20 protein-coding genes, 1 other RNA gene and 1 other annotated feature are annotated in these 15,827 nt (G+C 38.2%); all 21 genes read left to right on the forward strand.

Features of this window, described 5'->3' with window-relative positions; translation table 11 throughout:
• Nucleotides 1-14: 14 nt before the first annotated feature.
• The 21 genes from AAA923_RS10365 to AAA923_RS10465 all read left to right on the forward strand — a co-directional run bounded on the left by AAA923_RS10365 (nt 15) and on the right by AAA923_RS10465 (nt 15,586).
• A complete protein-coding gene (locus AAA923_RS10365) occupies nt 15-1,298 on the forward strand; it encodes a PIN/TRAM domain-containing protein (RefSeq protein WP_338216911.1) in 1,284 nt (427 codons plus the stop codon).
• Nucleotides 1,279-2,775, forward strand: a complete 1,497-nt coding sequence (gene gltX, locus AAA923_RS10370) for a glutamate--tRNA ligase (protein ID WP_338216913.1) — start codon at nt 1,279-1,281, stop codon at nt 2,773-2,775. Before AAA923_RS10365 ends, gltX begins: the two co-directional genes overlap by 20 nt.
• 86 nt (nt 2,776-2,861) lie before the next feature.
• Nucleotides 2,862-4,274 (forward strand): cysteine--tRNA ligase, encoded by a 1,413-nt coding sequence (gene cysS, locus AAA923_RS10375; RefSeq protein WP_338216915.1) that lies wholly within the window; start codon nt 2,862-2,864, stop codon nt 4,272-4,274.
• A complete protein-coding gene (locus AAA923_RS10380) occupies nt 4,267-4,680 on the forward strand; it encodes a Mini-ribonuclease 3 (RefSeq protein ID WP_041498806.1) in 414 nt (137 codons plus the stop codon). Before cysS ends, AAA923_RS10380 begins: the two co-directional genes overlap by 8 nt.
• Nucleotides 4,661-5,434 (forward strand): 23S rRNA (guanosine(2251)-2'-O)-methyltransferase RlmB, encoded by a 774-nt coding sequence (gene rlmB, locus AAA923_RS10385; protein WP_338216917.1) that lies wholly within the window; start codon nt 4,661-4,663, stop codon nt 5,432-5,434. The genes AAA923_RS10380 and rlmB overlap by 20 nt, the downstream gene beginning before the upstream one ends.
• Before the next feature lie 386 nt (nt 5,435-5,820).
• The gene (locus AAA923_RS10390; protein WP_338216919.1) at nt 5,821-6,381 is read left to right on the forward strand and encodes a sigma-70 family RNA polymerase sigma factor; all 561 of its coding nucleotides are present in this window, start codon (nt 5,821-5,823) and stop codon (nt 6,379-6,381) included.
• Nucleotides 6,382-6,451: 70 nt separating this feature from the next.
• Complete coding sequence (gene rpmG, locus AAA923_RS10395; RefSeq protein ID WP_082330626.1) at nt 6,452-6,601, forward strand: 50S ribosomal protein L33; 150 nt, start codon at nt 6,452-6,454, stop codon at nt 6,599-6,601.
• 14 nt (nt 6,602-6,615) lie between these two features.
• On the forward strand, nt 6,616-6,801 hold the full coding sequence (secE, locus tag AAA923_RS10400; protein ID WP_041498802.1) for a preprotein translocase subunit SecE: 186 nt from the start codon (nt 6,616-6,618) through the stop codon (nt 6,799-6,801).
• A gap of 95 nt (nt 6,802-6,896) precedes the next feature.
• Nucleotides 6,897-7,442 (forward strand): transcription termination/antitermination protein NusG, encoded by a 546-nt coding sequence (gene nusG, locus AAA923_RS10405; RefSeq protein WP_041498801.1) that lies wholly within the window; start codon nt 6,897-6,899, stop codon nt 7,440-7,442.
• 658 nt (nt 7,443-8,100) lie between these two features.
• The gene (gene rplK, locus AAA923_RS10410; protein ID WP_041498799.1) at nt 8,101-8,523 is read left to right on the forward strand and encodes a 50S ribosomal protein L11; all 423 of its coding nucleotides are present in this window, start codon (nt 8,101-8,103) and stop codon (nt 8,521-8,523) included.
• A 103-nt stretch (nt 8,524-8,626) separates the two neighbouring features.
• On the forward strand, nt 8,627-9,307 hold the full coding sequence (rplA, locus tag AAA923_RS10415; protein ID WP_041498797.1) for a 50S ribosomal protein L1: 681 nt from the start codon (nt 8,627-8,629) through the stop codon (nt 9,305-9,307).
• Between the two features lie 34 nt (nt 9,308-9,341).
• Nucleotides 9,342-9,461, forward strand: a sequence feature (ribosomal protein L10 leader region).
• A gap of 49 nt (nt 9,462-9,510) precedes the next feature.
• Complete coding sequence (gene rplJ / locus AAA923_RS10420; protein WP_041498795.1) at nt 9,511-10,014, forward strand: 50S ribosomal protein L10; 504 nt, start codon at nt 9,511-9,513, stop codon at nt 10,012-10,014.
• A gap of 41 nt (nt 10,015-10,055) precedes the next feature.
• The gene (gene rplL / locus AAA923_RS10425) at nt 10,056-10,424 is read left to right on the forward strand and encodes a 50S ribosomal protein L7/L12 (protein ID WP_041498794.1); all 369 of its coding nucleotides are present in this window, start codon (nt 10,056-10,058) and stop codon (nt 10,422-10,424) included.
• 70 nt (nt 10,425-10,494) lie between these two features.
• Nucleotides 10,495-11,097, forward strand: a complete 603-nt coding sequence (locus AAA923_RS10430) for a class I SAM-dependent methyltransferase (RefSeq protein WP_338216925.1) — start codon at nt 10,495-10,497, stop codon at nt 11,095-11,097.
• Nucleotides 11,098-11,645: 548 nt separating this feature from the next.
• Nucleotides 11,646-11,960: a hypothetical protein gene (locus AAA923_RS10435; protein WP_338216926.1), complete on the forward strand. Its 315-nt coding sequence runs from the start codon at nt 11,646-11,648 to the stop codon at nt 11,958-11,960.
• A gap of 1 nt (nt 11,961) precedes the next feature.
• Nucleotides 11,962-12,438, forward strand: a complete 477-nt coding sequence (locus AAA923_RS10440; RefSeq protein WP_338216928.1) for a nucleoside deaminase — start codon at nt 11,962-11,964, stop codon at nt 12,436-12,438.
• Between the two features lie 43 nt (nt 12,439-12,481).
• Nucleotides 12,482-12,564: signal recognition particle sRNA small type (ffs, locus tag AAA923_RS10445), an RNA gene on the forward strand.
• 83 nt (nt 12,565-12,647) lie between these two features.
• Nucleotides 12,648-14,357 (forward strand): DNA polymerase III subunit gamma/tau, encoded by a 1,710-nt coding sequence (gene dnaX, locus AAA923_RS10450; protein WP_338216930.1) that lies wholly within the window; start codon nt 12,648-12,650, stop codon nt 14,355-14,357.
• Between the two features lie 32 nt (nt 14,358-14,389).
• Entirely contained in the window at nt 14,390-14,698 is a 309-nt protein-coding gene (locus tag AAA923_RS10455; RefSeq protein WP_218022579.1) for a YbaB/EbfC family nucleoid-associated protein, read from the forward strand.
• Nucleotides 14,698-15,297 carry a recombination mediator RecR gene (gene recR / locus AAA923_RS10460; RefSeq protein WP_338216932.1) on the forward strand — a complete coding sequence of 200 codons (600 nt, stop codon included), beginning with the start codon at nt 14,698-14,700 and terminating at the stop codon, nt 15,295-15,297. The genes AAA923_RS10455 and recR overlap by 1 nt, the downstream gene beginning before the upstream one ends.
• A gap of 1 nt (nt 15,298) precedes the next feature.
• Nucleotides 15,299-15,586 carry a YaaL family protein gene (locus AAA923_RS10465; RefSeq protein WP_338216934.1) on the forward strand — a complete coding sequence of 96 codons (288 nt, stop codon included), beginning with the start codon at nt 15,299-15,301 and terminating at the stop codon, nt 15,584-15,586.
• Nucleotides 15,587-15,827: the final 241 nt, after the last annotated feature.

Here is a 15,827-nt window from a genome sequence, read left to right on the forward strand (position 1 = left end):
ATGAGGAGGTTTCTATGCGAAAGATTGTAGTAAATATAATTTTTGCACTATTAGGTATCGCAGTCGGGATAACTGTTTTACCTAGTTTGTGGGAAGTATCAGGTTTAGCAGGAATTGCTTTTATCAACAACGGCTATTTTGACGGACTTATTGGATGTATTATATTTTATTTCTTGTCGTTCTTGTTTGTTAAACCAATTTTAGATTTAAACCAACAGATTGAGAAATATCTCAATTCGAGATCCCCTGGTTGGATTATTTATGGATCAGGATTCTTAATCGGTGGTTTAATTTTGGCTAACATCATTTCGATTCCGTTCTATATGATGCACAATATGTTTTCAAACGTCATCCCAGTCATCTTAATGATTGTCTTCGGATGGATTGGTTTTAGAATGGGAACTAGTCGTCGTAATGACTGGAGTAATTTCTCAATTTCAAAACGTAATACTAACAATAATAAAACAGCAGAAAAGAATAATGGGATTGCTTCCGAGGGTGAAGTAACTCGTCGTTCCGCTAAAAAAGACTATTATCCATATAAGATTTTGGATACTTCCGTTGTCATTGATGGTCGTATTCATCAGTTAGCACAAACTGGATTTTTGGAAGGTAAGTTGATGATTCCGGACTTTGTTGTCCATGAATTACAATTGATCTCTGATTCCAGTGATAATCAAAAGCGTGAACGTGGTCGTCGTGGTTTGGATATTTTGAATGAAATCAAGATGGATCAAACGATTAATTATGAAACAACAACGCGAGATTATGATAATATTCCAGAAGTGGATATGAAATTGCTTAAATTAGCTAAAGAAATCGGTGGTGCTGTCATCACAAATGATTATAATTTAAGTAAGGTAAGTGAATTTCAAAATGTTCAAGTACTTAACATTAACGAATTAGCCAAAGTTTTGAAACCTATGGTTTTGCCAGGAGAAACAATGACTGTTAAAGTTATTAAAGAGGGTACTGAAAGAGAGCAAGGTGTCGCATACCTAGAAGATGGTACGATGGTCGTTGTTGAAGAAGGTAAATACTTCATTAACAAGGACGTCGATGTCGTTGTAACTAGTGCATTGCAAACTGATGCTGGTAAAATGATTTTTGCAAAGCCTAAGCATTCAATGCATGGTATCCAAGAAAAGAGTAGTGCCAAGGAGAATACCAACAGCCGTAACAGTAATTCAAATGGTTCAAACAGTTCCAATAACAACAGTAACGGCAACCGGAATTCAAATCGAAACAACTCGAGAAATAAAAGGGGAGAACACAGAAATGGCAAAAAAGTCAGATAACAAAATTCGTGTAAGATATGCACCAAGTCCAACAGGTCACTTGCACATTGGGAACGCTAGAACAGCTATCTTTAACTACTTATTCGCACGTAGTCACAAGGGAACTTTCGTAATCCGTATCGAAGATACAGATACAAAGCGTAACGTTAAAGGCGGTACTAAGAGTCAACTAGAAAACCTTAAATGGCTTGGCGTTGATTGGGATGAGGGTCCAGATGTCGGTGGAGATTATGGTCCTTACCGTCAATCAGAAAGAAAAGCAATTTATCAAAAATATATCGATGAATTACTTGAAAAGGGCTTAGCTTACAAATCATATCTGACTGAAGAACAACTAACAAAGATGCGTGAAGAACAAGAAGCTAATGGTCAAATGCCACACTACGAATATGAATTTGCTGGTATGACTGAAGACGAAAAGGCTGCTAAGATCAAAGAAGCTGAAGATGCTGGACTACAACCAGTTGTCAGATTCCACGTACCACATGCTAAGAACTACGAATGGGACGATATCGTTAAAGGTAAAGTTTCAATCGGATCAGATACTATCGGTGGCGATTGGGTTATCCAAAAGCGTGACGGTATGCCTACATACAACTTTGCCGTTGTTGTTGATGACCATTTGATGGAAATCTCTCATGTTCTTCGTGGTGATGATCACGTTGCTAACACACCTAAACAATTGATGATTTATGATGCACTTGGCTGGGAAGCTCCAAAGTTCGGTCATATGACACTTATCATCAATACTGAAACTGGTAAGAAATTGAGTAAACGTGATGAATCAATTCTCCAATTCATCGAACAATATCGTGATTTAGGATACTTACCAGAAGCTATGTTTAACTTCATTACTTTGCTTGGCTGGTCACCAGTTGGTGAAGATGAGTTATTCACAAGAAAACAATTCATCAAGATTTTTGATGAACACCGTTTGAGCAGATCACCTGCTAAGTTTGACCAAAAGAAACTTGAATGGGTAAACAACCAATACGTTAAGGGTGCTGACGTTTCTGAAATTACTGACTTAGTACTTTCAAACTTGATTGAAGCAAAACGTATTCCTGCTGATCCAAGCACGGACGAAATTCAATGGGTTAGACATTTAACAGAACTTTACATGCCACAAATGAGTTACACACAACAAATCGTTGAATTGTCAGATGTCTTCTTTAACCAACCAGAACACCTAACAGATGACGAACAAAAAGAACTTGTTGACGACGATTCTAAGACAGCTATTGAAGATTTGAAGGGTAAGTTAGAAAAACTTGACCGCTTTACAGCAACACAAATCATGGCTGCTATTCAATCAGTTAGAGCTGATACTGGTGTTAAAGGTAGAAAACTTTACATGCCAGCTAGAATTGCTGCAACAAGAACAATGCATGGTCCAGCTATTGCTGAAACTATCGAATTGTTTGGTAAAGAAAAAGCTCTTGCTAATATCGACAAGACTTTGAATGAAATGAAATAATTCGTTTCAAATAAAATAAAACAGAAAAAGAGGTTGAAGGAAAACTTAGTTTGCCTCAACCCCTTTTTTATATATAGGTGAAGATTATGTTGAAAATTTTTAATACCTTAACGCGTGAAAAAGAAGAATTTAAACCGATAACACCTAAACAAGTAAATATGTATGTCTGTGGACCCACTGTGTATAACTACATTCATATTGGTAATGCTCGTTCAATCGTTGCTTTCGATACTGTTCGTCGTTATTTAGAGTTTCTAGGTTACAATGTTAAGTTTGTTTCTAACTTTACCGATGTTGACGATAAGATGATCAAAGAGGCTAACCGTGAAGGCATTACTGTTCCCGAAGTAGCTGACCGTTTTATCAAAGCTTTCTATGAAGATATTGACGAAATTAACGTTCAACGTGCAACTATTAATCCACGTGCAACTGATAACATTCAAGAAATTATCGATTTTATTAAAGATTTGATTGATAAAGGTTATGCCTATGAATCACAAGGGGATGTTTTCTATCGTGCCCGTAAGTTTGAACACTATGGTGAATTGTCTGACCAAAATATCGATCAATTAGTTGAAGGTGCCAGTGAACACGTTGGTGATACTGAATTCGACAAGAAGCAAGATCCAATCGATTTTGCGCTTTGGAAGAAAGCTAAACCAAATGAAATCAAATGGGATTCTCCTTGGGGGGAAGGTCGTCCGGGCTGGCATATTGAATGTTCAGTTATGTCGACTAAGTACTTAGGCGATACTTTCGATATCCATGGTGGTGGTCAAGATTTGGAATTCCCTCACCACGAAAATGAAATTGCCCAAAGTGAAGCTAAGACTGGCAAGAAATTTGTCAATTATTGGATGCACAATGGTTTTGTTACAGTTGAAAATAACGAAAAAATGAGCAAGTCACTTGGTAACTTTGTAACTGTTCATGATTTAGTTAAATCAACTAATCCGCAAGTTTTGAGATTCTTCTTGTCATCAACACACTACCGTCGTCCACTAGAATATTCACAAGCTAATTTGCAAAAAGCTGCCGATAATTTAGATAAGATTAAAACGGCTTACAACAACTTGAAGTTCCGTCTTGATGGAGCCGAAGATGCTACTGATATCAAGGATACGCAAGCACAAGTTGATAAGATTATTGCTGACTTTACAGATGCTATGAATGATGATTTTAACGTTCAAAATGGCTTGACAGAAATCTTTAACTTGGTCAGTCTTGCTAACAACACTGCTGCCCAAGAGACGGTTGCTAAAAATGCTGCAAATGTTATCCTAGAAGCTATGGTTAAATTGACTAGTATTTTGGGTGTCAACTTGGATGAAGACCAACAAGATTTATCTGAAGAAATTCAACAAATGGTCGATGCACGTGATGAAGCTAGAGCAAACAAAGATTTTGCTACCAGCGATAAGTTACGTGACCAACTAAAGGATATGGGTGTGATCTTAGAGGATACACCACAAGGAACACGGTGGCATATTAATGACTGATGTTAAGAAATTTAATGGCGTAACTTTGGCATATTTAGGGGATGCAGTTTATGAAGTATTTATTCGTGAACACTTGCTTTCCAAAAATATCGTCAAAGTTAACGAATTACAGCACCAAGCGAAACATTACGTTTCCGCAAAAGCACAAGCATCTTTAATCACATTGATGCTTGATAATGACGTTTTATCTGAACAAGAGATTCGTATTTACAAGAACGGTCGTAATGCGAAAAAGCAAACCAAAGCAAAGAATACAAGTGTCGTCACATATCATATGTCCACTGGTTTTGAAGCAGTTTTTGGCTATTTAGATATTACTGGCAACAAAGAACGTGTGAAAGAACTAGCACAATGGTGCATAAATGAAGTAGAGACAGGTGAAGCAGATGACAGACAGTTCAAATAATAGTAACAGTGAAGAAAAGGAACTAATTTACGGCGTTCATTCAGTAATCGAGTTATTGAAATCAGCAACCGCAAATCAACGAGTTAACAAAGTTTTAGTTCAAAAAGGACTTTCAAGTGAACATATCGCCGAAGCTATCAAGTTAGCTAAGAGAGACCGTTTAATCGTTCAAGAAGTTCCCAAGAACAAACTATATGACATCAGTGACGGTGGAAATCACCAAGGAATGGCCGCATACATTGCCCCATATCAATACGCTGAGTTGGAAGATATTTTCAAGAGAGCCGAAGAGAAGAACGAAGATCCATTCATCCTTATCCTAGACAAAATTGAAGATCCCCATAACTTAGGTTCAATCATGCGTACAGCTGATGCAGTTGGCGTTCACGGAATTATCGTTCCTAAGCACAGATCGACTGGTTTAACATCAACTGTAGCGAAGACATCAACAGGTGCCATCGAACATGTACCAGTAGTTCGTGTGACAAATTTAGTTAATACAATTAAAGAACTAAAAGAGAGAAACGTCTGGGTCTTTGGAACAGCTATGGAAGGTGACAACTACCGTAACTGGAATGCCAAAGGCGCAATTGCACTTATCATCGGAAACGAAGGTAAGGGAATTTCTCCATTAGTATTGAAACAAGCAGATCAAACATTGAACATTCCAATGGTAGGACATGTGCAAAGTTTGAATGCTTCAGTAGCAACAGGTATTCTTTTGTATCAAGCTTTTGCATCAAGAAACGCTTAACAGTTTTAAGCATTTAGATTTTTAATATTAGATATATCCAAAGTAGACGGATATATCTTTTTTGTTCCTCAAAATAAATTAGCCACGGGTTGTCAGTAATGCAGCTGCAATGGAGGTGGCGTTATGGCTTCAGCCATTACACCACGGGACGAGTTTTGAAACTTGCGAACTGTGCAAGGTTCAAAATCGAGGTTCGAGACCGCACTTTGGCTCGGACCGGTCCCCATAGCAGACTGCATTACTGACAACCCGTGGCGGCAGGCACTATATAACCTAAATAATTAAATATCATTCGTTTTTTTTGTAAACAAACGTTCGCTAGAATAACAAAAATAACTCATGTAATCTTATAAGTGTAAAATTATTGTCCGTAATAAATTTATCTAATGCTTAGTGAAGAATCATTATTGATTGAACAGGTTAGAAATGACCGTAATTCTCCAGCTCTAGTTTTATTGGTTAATAAGTACCGTCCAATGATTGATAACTTGGCAAAGCAATATTTCATAACTAGTTACGAACGTGATGACTGGTATCAAGAAGCCTATTTTACTTGCTTTCAATCGTGTCAATTATTTGATGGCTCTACTGGATCTAAATTTGGTAGTTTTTTCAAAATGAAATTTACACATTGTATTATTGATTTGATTAGATATGAAAATGCAAATAAAAGGAAGGTCAATGGTTTAACCGAATCACTTGATGAAATCGACCAATCTAAAATGACTACCCCAAGTCATAAAAATGCGGTCGAGGACTTTGATAATATTCGAATTGCGACAACAGCGATGAATCTTAGAGAGTTAATTGCCCTAAGATATGTCTATGGTCGCACTCGATTAGATGATGCATGTCTTCAAGCTGACTGTGATGCTAAGGCTCTTAAAGCAGCGGCTCAAAGATGTAAAAGAAAAATTAAAGAACAACACGATAATCATTTGTCATGATATTGCAATGGACAAACCATGATTCAGAGTTTACAATTAATAAGATTAAGTTTAGATTTTGGAGAAAAACATGGGATTAAGAAAAGTTGCCTTAGCTTGTACAGTTTGTGGATCAAGAAATTACACAATCACTGAAAACCCTAGTCGTACAGAAAGACTAGAGGTTAAAAAGTTTTGCAAGCACTGTGGTAAACATACATTGCATAAAGAAACAAGATAACTCTGGAGGAACAAATGAAACTATTTAAATTTTTTGGTAGTGTCAACAAAGAAATGAAATTAGTTGTTTGGCCTACATTTAAAGAAAACAAGCGTGATACTTGGACTGTTATCGCTACATCATTAATGTACGCAGTCTTCTTTGCTCTAGTTGACTGGGGCTTGATTGCATTGTTACAACATTTCGTAATGGGTAAATAGATTGTAAGAGCGTCAAAAATTTGCTATTATGTTTGTAACGAGAAAAACTTCGACATGGTTCGGAGTTTTTTTATTTTGAATTTTTGGAGGAAATTATGGCTGAAGCTGGCGAAAAACAATGGTATGTACTACATACCTATTCAGGATATGAAAACAAAGTTAAGGAAAATCTAGAATCACGTGCCCAATCAATGGGTATGGAAGATTTCATTTTCCGTGCAGTTGTTCCTGAAGAAGAAGAAACAAAAGTTAAAAACGGTAAAGAAAAGAAAGAAATGGAAAAGACTTTCCCTGGATACGTTCTAGTAGAAATGGTTATGTCCGATGAATCATGGTTTATCGTTCGTAATACTCCAGGTGTTACCGGTTTTGTCGGCAGTCACGGTTCTGGTAGTAAGCCAGCACCTCTATTACCTGAAGAAATTGACAACATTCTAAGTCAATTCGGTATGGATTCACAAAAACCTTCTGACTTTGAAGTTGGCGAAACAGTTAAGATCACTGACGGTGCCTTTACAGACACAACAGGTAAGATTACCGAAATTGATGACGAACACAGAAAGCTTAAAGTTGATGTTGATATGTTTGGACGTATGACATCAGCCGAAGTTGACTTTACATCAGTTGAAAAACAAGGCTAATTGCCATCTCCAGAGCTGAGAAATATTCACTGGCTGTGCGGACCAGTCCGAGCCGAAGAGCGGTCTCGAACCTCGGTTTGAATGCTTGCACAAACCGCAAGTATCCAAACACGCCCGGTGATGTAATGGCTAAAGCCATAACATCACTACCACTGCCCACAAATATTTCTCAGCTCTTCCGACTAAGTGTTACGTTGGAAGTTTATGCATATTTGAATGTAATTAAGATTCTTCAATGAACTATTAATTATTGCTATCGGATTTTAGATTAAATTATTAAGTCAGTGGTGCTAATAATTGAGGTTTTAGATCATTCATATATATAATTAAATATCAAGCAAGCCAAGAGTCGGAGGGGTTCAGTAATATAGTTGGCTATGGAGGTGGCGTTAGAGCTTTAGCTCTTACACCACGGGACGAGTTTTGAAACTTGCGAACTGTGCAAGGTTCAAAGTCGAGGTTCGAGACCGCACTGTGGCTCGGACCGGTCCCCATAGCAGACTATATTACTGAACACCGGAGACGGAATAAAAAATAAATATTGTAAACAACGGTAGACCGTGCTACCATATAAAACGTATGTTTTTGAGACATACATGTGGGAGAGAAAATTTAGATTCTCATCATGACCACATCACGGAACAAGGAGGTATGCACCGTGGCTAAAAAAGTTGCTAACGTAGTAAAATTACAAATCCCTGCTGGACAGGCTACTCCAGCTCCTCCAGTTGGTCCTGCTTTAGGACAAGCTGGTATTAACATTGTTGCCTTTACAAAGGACTTCAATGCACGTACACAAGATCAAAAGGGTATGATTATCCCTGTTGTTATCTCAGTATATGAAGACCGTTCATTCGATTTCGTTACTAAGACACCACCAGCTGCAGTTCTATTGAAGAAGGCTGCTGGCGTTGAAAAGGGCTCTGGCGAACCTAACACAAATAAGGTTGCCACAGTTACTGAAGACCAAGTTCGCGAAATTGCTGAAACCAAGATGAAAGACCTAAACGCTGCTAGTGTCGAAGCTGCAATGCGTATGGTTGCTGGTACTGCAAGAAGTATGGGCTTTGAAGTAAAGTAAAAGACTAGATTTAAGCAGTTTACAGGAATGTGAAAGCATTCTTAACAAGTGGGAGGGGAAAATATAATTCTCCGAAAGACCACAAAGCAAGGAGGAACTTAGCATGGCTAAGCATGGAAAAAAGTATACAGAAGCATTAAAACAAGTAGATAAAAACAAAAGCTATACTGCTGAAGAGGCTGTTGAATTATTAAAGAAGGTTGACTTCGCTAAATTCGACGCAACTGTTGAAGTTGCTGTTAACTTGGACGTAGATCCAAAACAAGCTGATCAACAAATTCGTGGTGCTATCGTACTACCTAATGGTACTGGTAAGACACAAAAGGTTATCGTCTTCGCTGAAGGACAACAAGCTAAGGATGCTGAAGCAGCCGGAGCAGATATTGTTGGTTCTGATGACCTTGTTGAAAAAATCCAAGACGGCTGGCTAGACTTTGACGTTGCTGTTGCAACACCACCAATGATGGCTAAAGTAGGTCGTTTAGGTCGTGTTCTTGGACCTAAAGGTTTGATGCCTAACCCTAAGACAGGTACTGTTACAATGAATGTTACAAAGGCTGTTAATGATATTAAAGCCGGACAAGTTACATACCGTGTTGATTCAAACGGTCTTATCCACGCACCAATCGGTAAGATTTCATTTGATACAGATAAAATTACAGAAAACTTCAATACTTTCTATAACGCTATCTTGAAGGCACGCCCTGCATCATTGAAGGGTAGCTATGTAGTTAGTGTAAACATGACATCTACATTTGGACCTGGTCTAAAGATCAACGCTTAATTAGTGTTGACTAACTACCAAAATAATGATAGATTAATATAGTTGATTTCTACCGAAGACTCAGGTGATGAAAGTCTTAATATCCTGCCGAGGCCAGAAGATTATTTCACTTAATCTCTGTGTCCCTTGGGCACAGAGATTTTATTTTTTAAGCCGAAATTTGTAGATAATTAACTAAAAAATTGTGGAGGTGAAACGTAATAATGAAGCAAGATGTATTAGCAGCAAAACAAGCACAAGTTGATGAAATTGCTAAACAACTAACAGGCGCAAAATCAGTAATCGTTGTTGATTACTTAGGTCTTACAGTTGAACAAGCTACAGAAATGCGTGCAGAATTACGTGAACAAGGCGCTACAATGCAAGTTATTAAGAATACAATCTTAAGACGTGCAGCTGAACAAGCAGGCGTTGAAGGTCTCGAAGAATACTTCGTTGGACCAACAGCTATTGCTTACTCAGAAACAGATCCTGTTGGACCTGCTAAAGTAGCAGCTAAGTTTGCCAAAGATGTTGACGCCGTTGAAATTAAGGGTGGAATCATCGAAGGTAAAGCAGCAACTCTTGAACAAATTCAAGAACTTGCAACATTACCAGACAGAGATGGCTTGCTATCTATGTTGGTATCTGTATTACAAGCTCCAGTTCGCGACTTTGCTATGGTTGTTAAGGCCATTGCAGACAAAGACGACGAACCTGCCGCTTAATTAAATTAAACTATAACTCATAATATTTGGAGGATACTATAATGGCTTTAGATACACAAAAGATTATCGATGATTTAAAAGATGCATCAATCCTAGAACTTAACGACCTTGTTAAGGCTATTGAAGAAGAATTTGACGTTAAGGCTGCTGCTCCTGTTGCAGCTGCTGGTGCTGCTGGTGCAGACGCTGCTGCTGAAAAGGATTCATTCGATGTTGAACTTACAGAAGCTGGACAAGAAAAGGTTAAGGTTATCAAGGAAGTTCGTGGTATCACAGGACTTGGCTTGAAAGACTCAAAAGACCTAGTTGATGGCGCTCCTAAGGTTATCAAGGAAGGCGTTGCTAAAGCTGACGCTGACGAAATGAAGTCAAAACTTGAAGCCGTTGGTGCTACAGTTACATTGAAGTAATACACTTTAATGATAAAATTAATCCTCGTAAGAGGATTTTTTTTTACCCTAAAAAGGAAAGGTGAAACGTATGGCTAATCAATATTTTGAAAATGATCCAAGTTTGGAACATGAAATCAAGAATTTTAATTTTACCTTGCGCAATCATAATTTCGATTTTATGTCTGATAGTGGAGTGTTCTCCCGTCAAACAGTCGATTATGGCTCACGTGTTTTAATTGATGCAATCGACTTTCAAAACATTCCTAGTGGTAATATCTTGGATGTTGGTTGCGGCTATGGCCCAATCGGTTTAGCTTTAGCTAAAGATCAACCAAGTCGCCAAGTAACAATGGTTGACGTCAACTTGCGTGCTTTAGATTTAGCTAAGAAAAATGCCAGTGGCAATCAAGTTAAGAACGTTGAGATTTTTGAATCAGATACTTATAAGAGCGTTGAAGGCAAGTATGCGTTGATCGTCTCTAATCCACCAGTACGTGCAGGTAAGAGTGTTGTAACGTCAATTTTAACTGATTCTAAGGACTATTTGGCTGTTAATGGGGAACTCTGGATTGTCTTGCAAAAGAAACAGGGTGCTCCTTCAGCTAAGAAGTTGATGGATGAAACTTTTGGCAACGTTGAAGTTGTTACTCGTGATAAGGGATATTATATTTTAAAAAGTAAACTGGTTTAAGGGTTTCCGTCTCCAGGACTGAGAATATTTACCCGCTATGCGGACCGGTTCAAGCCACAGTTCGGTCTCGAACCTCGATTTTGAGCTTCGCAAAGTACGTGAATCTCAAAACTCGCCCGGTGGTGTAATAGTTAAAGCTCTAACGCCACACCCACAGCGGGTAAATATTCTCAGTCCTTCCGACTCTTTGTGATTTTTGTTATTATTTGAAATTTTAATAAATTGTATTCAGATTCTTCAAGGTAATTTTTAAATATAATTGAATTAGTTCAGTTTGTTTAAAATAATCTGAAACTTTTGCTCAATCGTTAATCTAGTTAAAAAATAATTAGTTGGAAGAGATGAGCGTATTCATACGCAGCGAAAGTGGCGTTATTGCTTTAGCAATTACACCACCGGGCGTGTTGGAGCCTTGCGGTTTTTGCAAGGCTTCAGCCGAGGTTCGAGACCGCTCTTTGGCTCGGGCCGTTCCGCGCAGCAGATGAATACGCTCATCTCTGGAAACGGCACACTTGAATGTGTTATATTCATGTTGGAGGCGTTTGCAAATGAAAAAGAAAATGTTAATTGTAGCTATTTTATCTTTTGTTTCAGCAGGATTATTCTTGGTATTTTATTCATTAGTTAAATTATTGAAGAATAAGAAAATCAACGATGAACGCAAAAAGTTGGAAGATTATGTCGAGAAGTATCTTCACGGCAATGAAAAAATAATGCAATTTATTGGAACTTTGTCAGATGATCAAGTGAAAGAATTGCTTGATATTCTTGAGAAAATTCAAAAAGAACAAGACCAACTCAAATTAAAATCACCAATTTTTCCAAAATACTTAGAAAAGAAAGTTACTAATTTAATCGGTTAAAATGATATTTACAGAAGATAAAATAAATGAATATATGGATCTAGCCCTAGAAGAGGCCAAAAAAGCTGAAACTAGGCGTGAGGTTCCCATTGGCTGTGTAATTGTCGACAACCAAACAGGGGACGTGATTGCTAGCGGTTCAAATGAACGTGAAGAGACTCAAAATGCCATCAAGCATGCCGAAATTATTGCGATTGAAGCTGCTTGTGCCAAAGTTGGCAGTTGGCGTTTGGAGCATACAAGTTTATTTGTGACGTTGGAACCATGCCCGATGTGCGCTGGAGCAATTATTAACAGTCGAATTGAAGAAGTTATTTATGGTGCCAAAGATCCTAAAGCTGGATCGGTTGGTTCTATTAATAATCTCTTGGCTGAGACGCGCTACAATCACCAACCAGAGGTGTTAAGCGAGGTCAAAGCAGACGAATCAGCAGCATTGTTACGGAATTTCTTTCGAGAAATTAGACGCAAAAAGTAGCATATTTCGGCAATTTATAGTATTATAGTTATTGCCGTAAGGCCTTAGGGCAATGGTGCTCTTGTGAATCGTGTCAGGTTCGGAAGAAAGCAGCACTAAGTAAGGTGTGCCATGTGCCTTTTGTTATGTATATTAGCCTCCTAATCTGTTCAGGATTAGGAGTTTTTTTGTGTTAAAATTTATGTATCAGTTTTTTTGAAGGAGTAAAAATGGCATATCAAGCACTTTATCGAGTTTGGCGTCCCCAAACCTTTTCTGATGTAATCGGTCAAGATGTTATCACTCAAACACTTCGCAATGCTGTGGCTAGTCAGATGACCAGTCATGCGTATTTGTTCAGTGGTCCCAGAGGTACTGGTAAGACATCTTGTGCCAAAATTTTAGCCAAAGCAGTTAACTGTTTGAATCCACATGATGGTGAACCTTGCAATGAATGCGAGATTTGTAAAGCTGCTAACGAAAATCGTCTTAATGACGTGATCGAAATCGATGCCGCATCTAACAATGGTGTCGAAGAGATTCGTGATATTCGTGACAAAGTTAAATACGCACCAACTGAAGCTAAGTTTAAAGTCTATATCATTGATGAAGTTCATATGCTTTCTCAAGGTGCTTTCAATGCTTTATTGAAGACGTTGGAAGAGCCACCAGCCAATGTGATGTTTATTTTGGCTACTACAGAACCACAAAAGATTCCGGCAACAATTATTTCTAGGACACAAAGTTTCAATTTTCGTCGTATTTCACGTCAAGATATTTTGAAGCGTATGACGTTTATCTTGGATGATAAGAAAATTAATTATGACGAAGAAGCTTTGAATATTATCGCTGCTTCTGCTGAAGGTGGAATGCGTGATGCCTTGAGTATCTTGGATCAAGCTTTGTCATACGGTGATGATGAATTAACTCTCAAGAATGCCCAAGAAGTTACTGGTGCCTTGAGTAATGAGCAGATTGTCTCATATATGACTGCCATTGCGGACGGAAAACCAGCTGAGGCTTTGACTAGCTTGTATCAAATTTTAGCCAGTGGTCGTTCGGCCTTGAGATTTACCGAAATGATTATTCGAGTTTGTCGTAATTTGATTCTTTACAATTCTAATTCTGATTTATCAAGTCAAATGGACAAGTCAGTTATGACTGATGAACTGTTGGCAATTGCGGATAAGTTTGACAATAGTCGCTTATTTTATATCGTTGACCAAGTCAGTGCCACACAGAAGAATATCAAGAATTCAAATCAAACAGATATTTATATGGAAATTTTAACTGTTAAAATCAGTGAACCTAAAGTTGCCCAGGAAGTTGCTCAACCAGCAGCGACTGAAGAGCCAGTTGACAATACACAAATTGATAAACTACGTGATGAAATTTCTCACTTACAAAATGAAGTCAAAGGTTTATCTAATGGGACAGTCAAAGCTGAACCTGCTAAGCCAAAGACACACCGCCGAGCTAACAATAATACTCGTTTAAATAAGACGGCGATTTACAAAGTTTTGGGTAGTGCAACCAAAGATGATTTGAACTCAGCTAAGGAGATCTGGCCCGATTTAATGAGTATGCTTTCTATCTCACAACGTGCTATGATGAAAGTCTCAGATCCAGTCGCAGCTTCACCAGAAGGCATTGTTGTTGCCTTTGACTATGCGTTATGGTTCGAGCAAGTTCAAGAGGATAGCGAGTTCCTACAACAATTGACTGATAACGCTGGTCGTTTGTTGAAGAAGGACTGCCAGATCGTCTTAGTACCAAAGAAAGATTGGCCTAATATTCGTAAAGAATATATTGATAATAATATTGATTCTAATAAGCCAAAGAATGTAAAATCTAAAGAAGAAACTAAAAAAACTAATCCCACCGTTGACGAAGCTGTAAAATTGTTTGGTGACGATATAGTTGATGTAAAAGATGACTAGGAGGAATTACAATGAGTAAAGGAATGCCAAATATGGGCGGAATGGGCGGCAACATGGCCAACATTATGCGCCAAGCCCAAAAGATGCAAAAAGAAGTTCAATCAGCCACAGAAGAATTGAACAAGACAGAATATAGCGGTAGTTCAGTTGATGACTTTGTAAAAGTTAAGGTTACCGGTGAAAAGAAGATTGCTGATCTAACAATCAGTGAAAAAATTATTGATCCAGACGATCCAGATACATTGCAAGATATGTTGATTGATGCTTTAAACAATGCTTTTAAAGCTGTTGATGATGACAAACAAGCTAAATTAGGTAAATATACGAACGGGTTGATGTAATGAAATATCCAGAACCAATATCTAAATTAATTGATAGTTATATGATGTTACCAGGTATCGGTCGCAAGACTGCTACTAGAATGGCATTCTTTACCCTTGGGATGGATAAAGACCAAGTTAATGAGTTTGCCGAAAACTTAGTTTCCGCCAAGACAGATTTAAAGTCATGTCGAATTTGTGGAAACATTACAACAGATGATGTTTGTTCAATTTGTACTGATAAGAACCGTGATCAATCAGTTATCCTGGTAGTTGAGCAAGCCAAAGATATCATGTCGCTAGATGATATGAATGGTTACAATGGTTTATATCACGTGCTAGGAGGGGTTCTTTCACCAGTTGATGGCGTTGGCCCTGAGGATTTAAATATTAAGTTGTTGCTAAATCGTTTGAAGGAAAATCAAAACGTTAGAGAATTGATTATCGCTACAAACGCAACTCCAGAAGGAGAAGCAACCGCTCAATATATAGCCAAATTAGTTAAGCCAGCAGGAATAAAAGTAACTAGACTAGCACACGGACTAGCAGTCGGATCTGATATTGAATATGCAGATGAGATGACCTTGAAGAGTGCCGTTTTAGGACGCAGGGAGATTTAACATGTTTGGTAGAAAAAAGGCAACTGTCCAAAAAATGGAAGATGATCGCCTCTTAGACAACATTCACCAGATTCAACAACGAATCGGTAATACCCAACGAATGATCAATAATTCAGTGGATGTCGACGATGAGACCAGAGTTCATTTGAAACTAGATCAGTTGAAATATCAATTCTTGTATTTAGAAGCAAGAAGACGAAAAGCTACTGCGAAAGCCACAACCAACATTATTTTTGGTGATGAAGATACATTTTTGAAACAGCCAAGTCGAGCTGAAAAGCACTGGTAAAATGAATGTTAGGTTCTGCCGCCTCCGGACACGAGAAGATTTGTGCCTGCTGTGGGACCGGCTCGAGCCGAAGTGCGGTCTCGACCCTCGATTTTGAGCCTTGCAAGAACCGCAAGTCTCAAAATACGTCCTGTGCTGTAAGGCCGGAAAATCGCCGACCTAACACCACTTTCACTGCGGTCACAATCTTCTCGTGTCCGGAGGCTAGTGTTGCTATTAGTTGTTTGGTTATTTAAAAATT

This window comes from Companilactobacillus muriivasis (genome assembly GCF_036246245.1).
GTDB classification, from domain to species: Bacteria; Bacillota; Bacilli; order Lactobacillales; family Lactobacillaceae; genus Companilactobacillus; species Companilactobacillus muriivasis.

Excerpts from the sequence above, each read along its gene's own strand:
- cysS (WP_338216915.1), top strand. The coding sequence starts at position 2,862 with ATGTTGAAAATTTTTAATACCTTAACGCGTGAAAAAGAAGAATTTAAA.
- secE (WP_041498802.1), top strand. The coding sequence starts at position 6,616 with ATGAAACTATTTAAATTTTTTGGTAGTGTCAACAAAGAAATGAAATTA.
- AAA923_RS10365 (WP_338216911.1), top strand. The coding sequence starts at position 15 with ATGCGAAAGATTGTAGTAAATATAATTTTTGCACTATTAGGTATCGCA.
- AAA923_RS10390 (WP_338216919.1), top strand. The coding sequence starts at position 5,821 with ATGCTTAGTGAAGAATCATTATTGATTGAACAGGTTAGAAATGACCGT.
- AAA923_RS10380 (WP_041498806.1), top strand. The coding sequence starts at position 4,267 with ATGACTGATGTTAAGAAATTTAATGGCGTAACTTTGGCATATTTAGGG.
- rplL (WP_041498794.1), top strand. The coding sequence starts at position 10,056 with ATGGCTTTAGATACACAAAAGATTATCGATGATTTAAAAGATGCATCA.
- rplA (WP_041498797.1), top strand. The coding sequence starts at position 8,627 with ATGGCTAAGCATGGAAAAAAGTATACAGAAGCATTAAAACAAGTAGAT.
- gltX (WP_338216913.1), top strand. The coding sequence starts at position 1,279 with ATGGCAAAAAAGTCAGATAACAAAATTCGTGTAAGATATGCACCAAGT.
- dnaX (WP_338216930.1), top strand. The coding sequence starts at position 12,648 with ATGGCATATCAAGCACTTTATCGAGTTTGGCGTCCCCAAACCTTTTCT.
- AAA923_RS10440 (WP_338216928.1), top strand. The coding sequence starts at position 11,962 with ATGATATTTACAGAAGATAAAATAAATGAATATATGGATCTAGCCCTA.
- recR (WP_338216932.1), top strand. The coding sequence starts at position 14,698 with ATGAAATATCCAGAACCAATATCTAAATTAATTGATAGTTATATGATG.
- rplJ (WP_041498795.1), top strand. The coding sequence starts at position 9,511 with ATGAAGCAAGATGTATTAGCAGCAAAACAAGCACAAGTTGATGAAATT.
- AAA923_RS10430 (WP_338216925.1), top strand. The coding sequence starts at position 10,495 with ATGGCTAATCAATATTTTGAAAATGATCCAAGTTTGGAACATGAAATC.
- rlmB (WP_338216917.1), top strand. The coding sequence starts at position 4,661 with ATGACAGACAGTTCAAATAATAGTAACAGTGAAGAAAAGGAACTAATT.
- rpmG (WP_082330626.1), top strand. The coding sequence starts at position 6,452 with ATGGGATTAAGAAAAGTTGCCTTAGCTTGTACAGTTTGTGGATCAAGA.
- nusG (WP_041498801.1), top strand. The coding sequence starts at position 6,897 with ATGGCTGAAGCTGGCGAAAAACAATGGTATGTACTACATACCTATTCA.
- AAA923_RS10435 (WP_338216926.1), top strand. The coding sequence starts at position 11,646 with ATGAAAAAGAAAATGTTAATTGTAGCTATTTTATCTTTTGTTTCAGCA.
- AAA923_RS10465 (WP_338216934.1), top strand. The coding sequence starts at position 15,299 with ATGTTTGGTAGAAAAAAGGCAACTGTCCAAAAAATGGAAGATGATCGC.
- AAA923_RS10455 (WP_218022579.1), top strand. The coding sequence starts at position 14,390 with ATGGGCGGAATGGGCGGCAACATGGCCAACATTATGCGCCAAGCCCAA.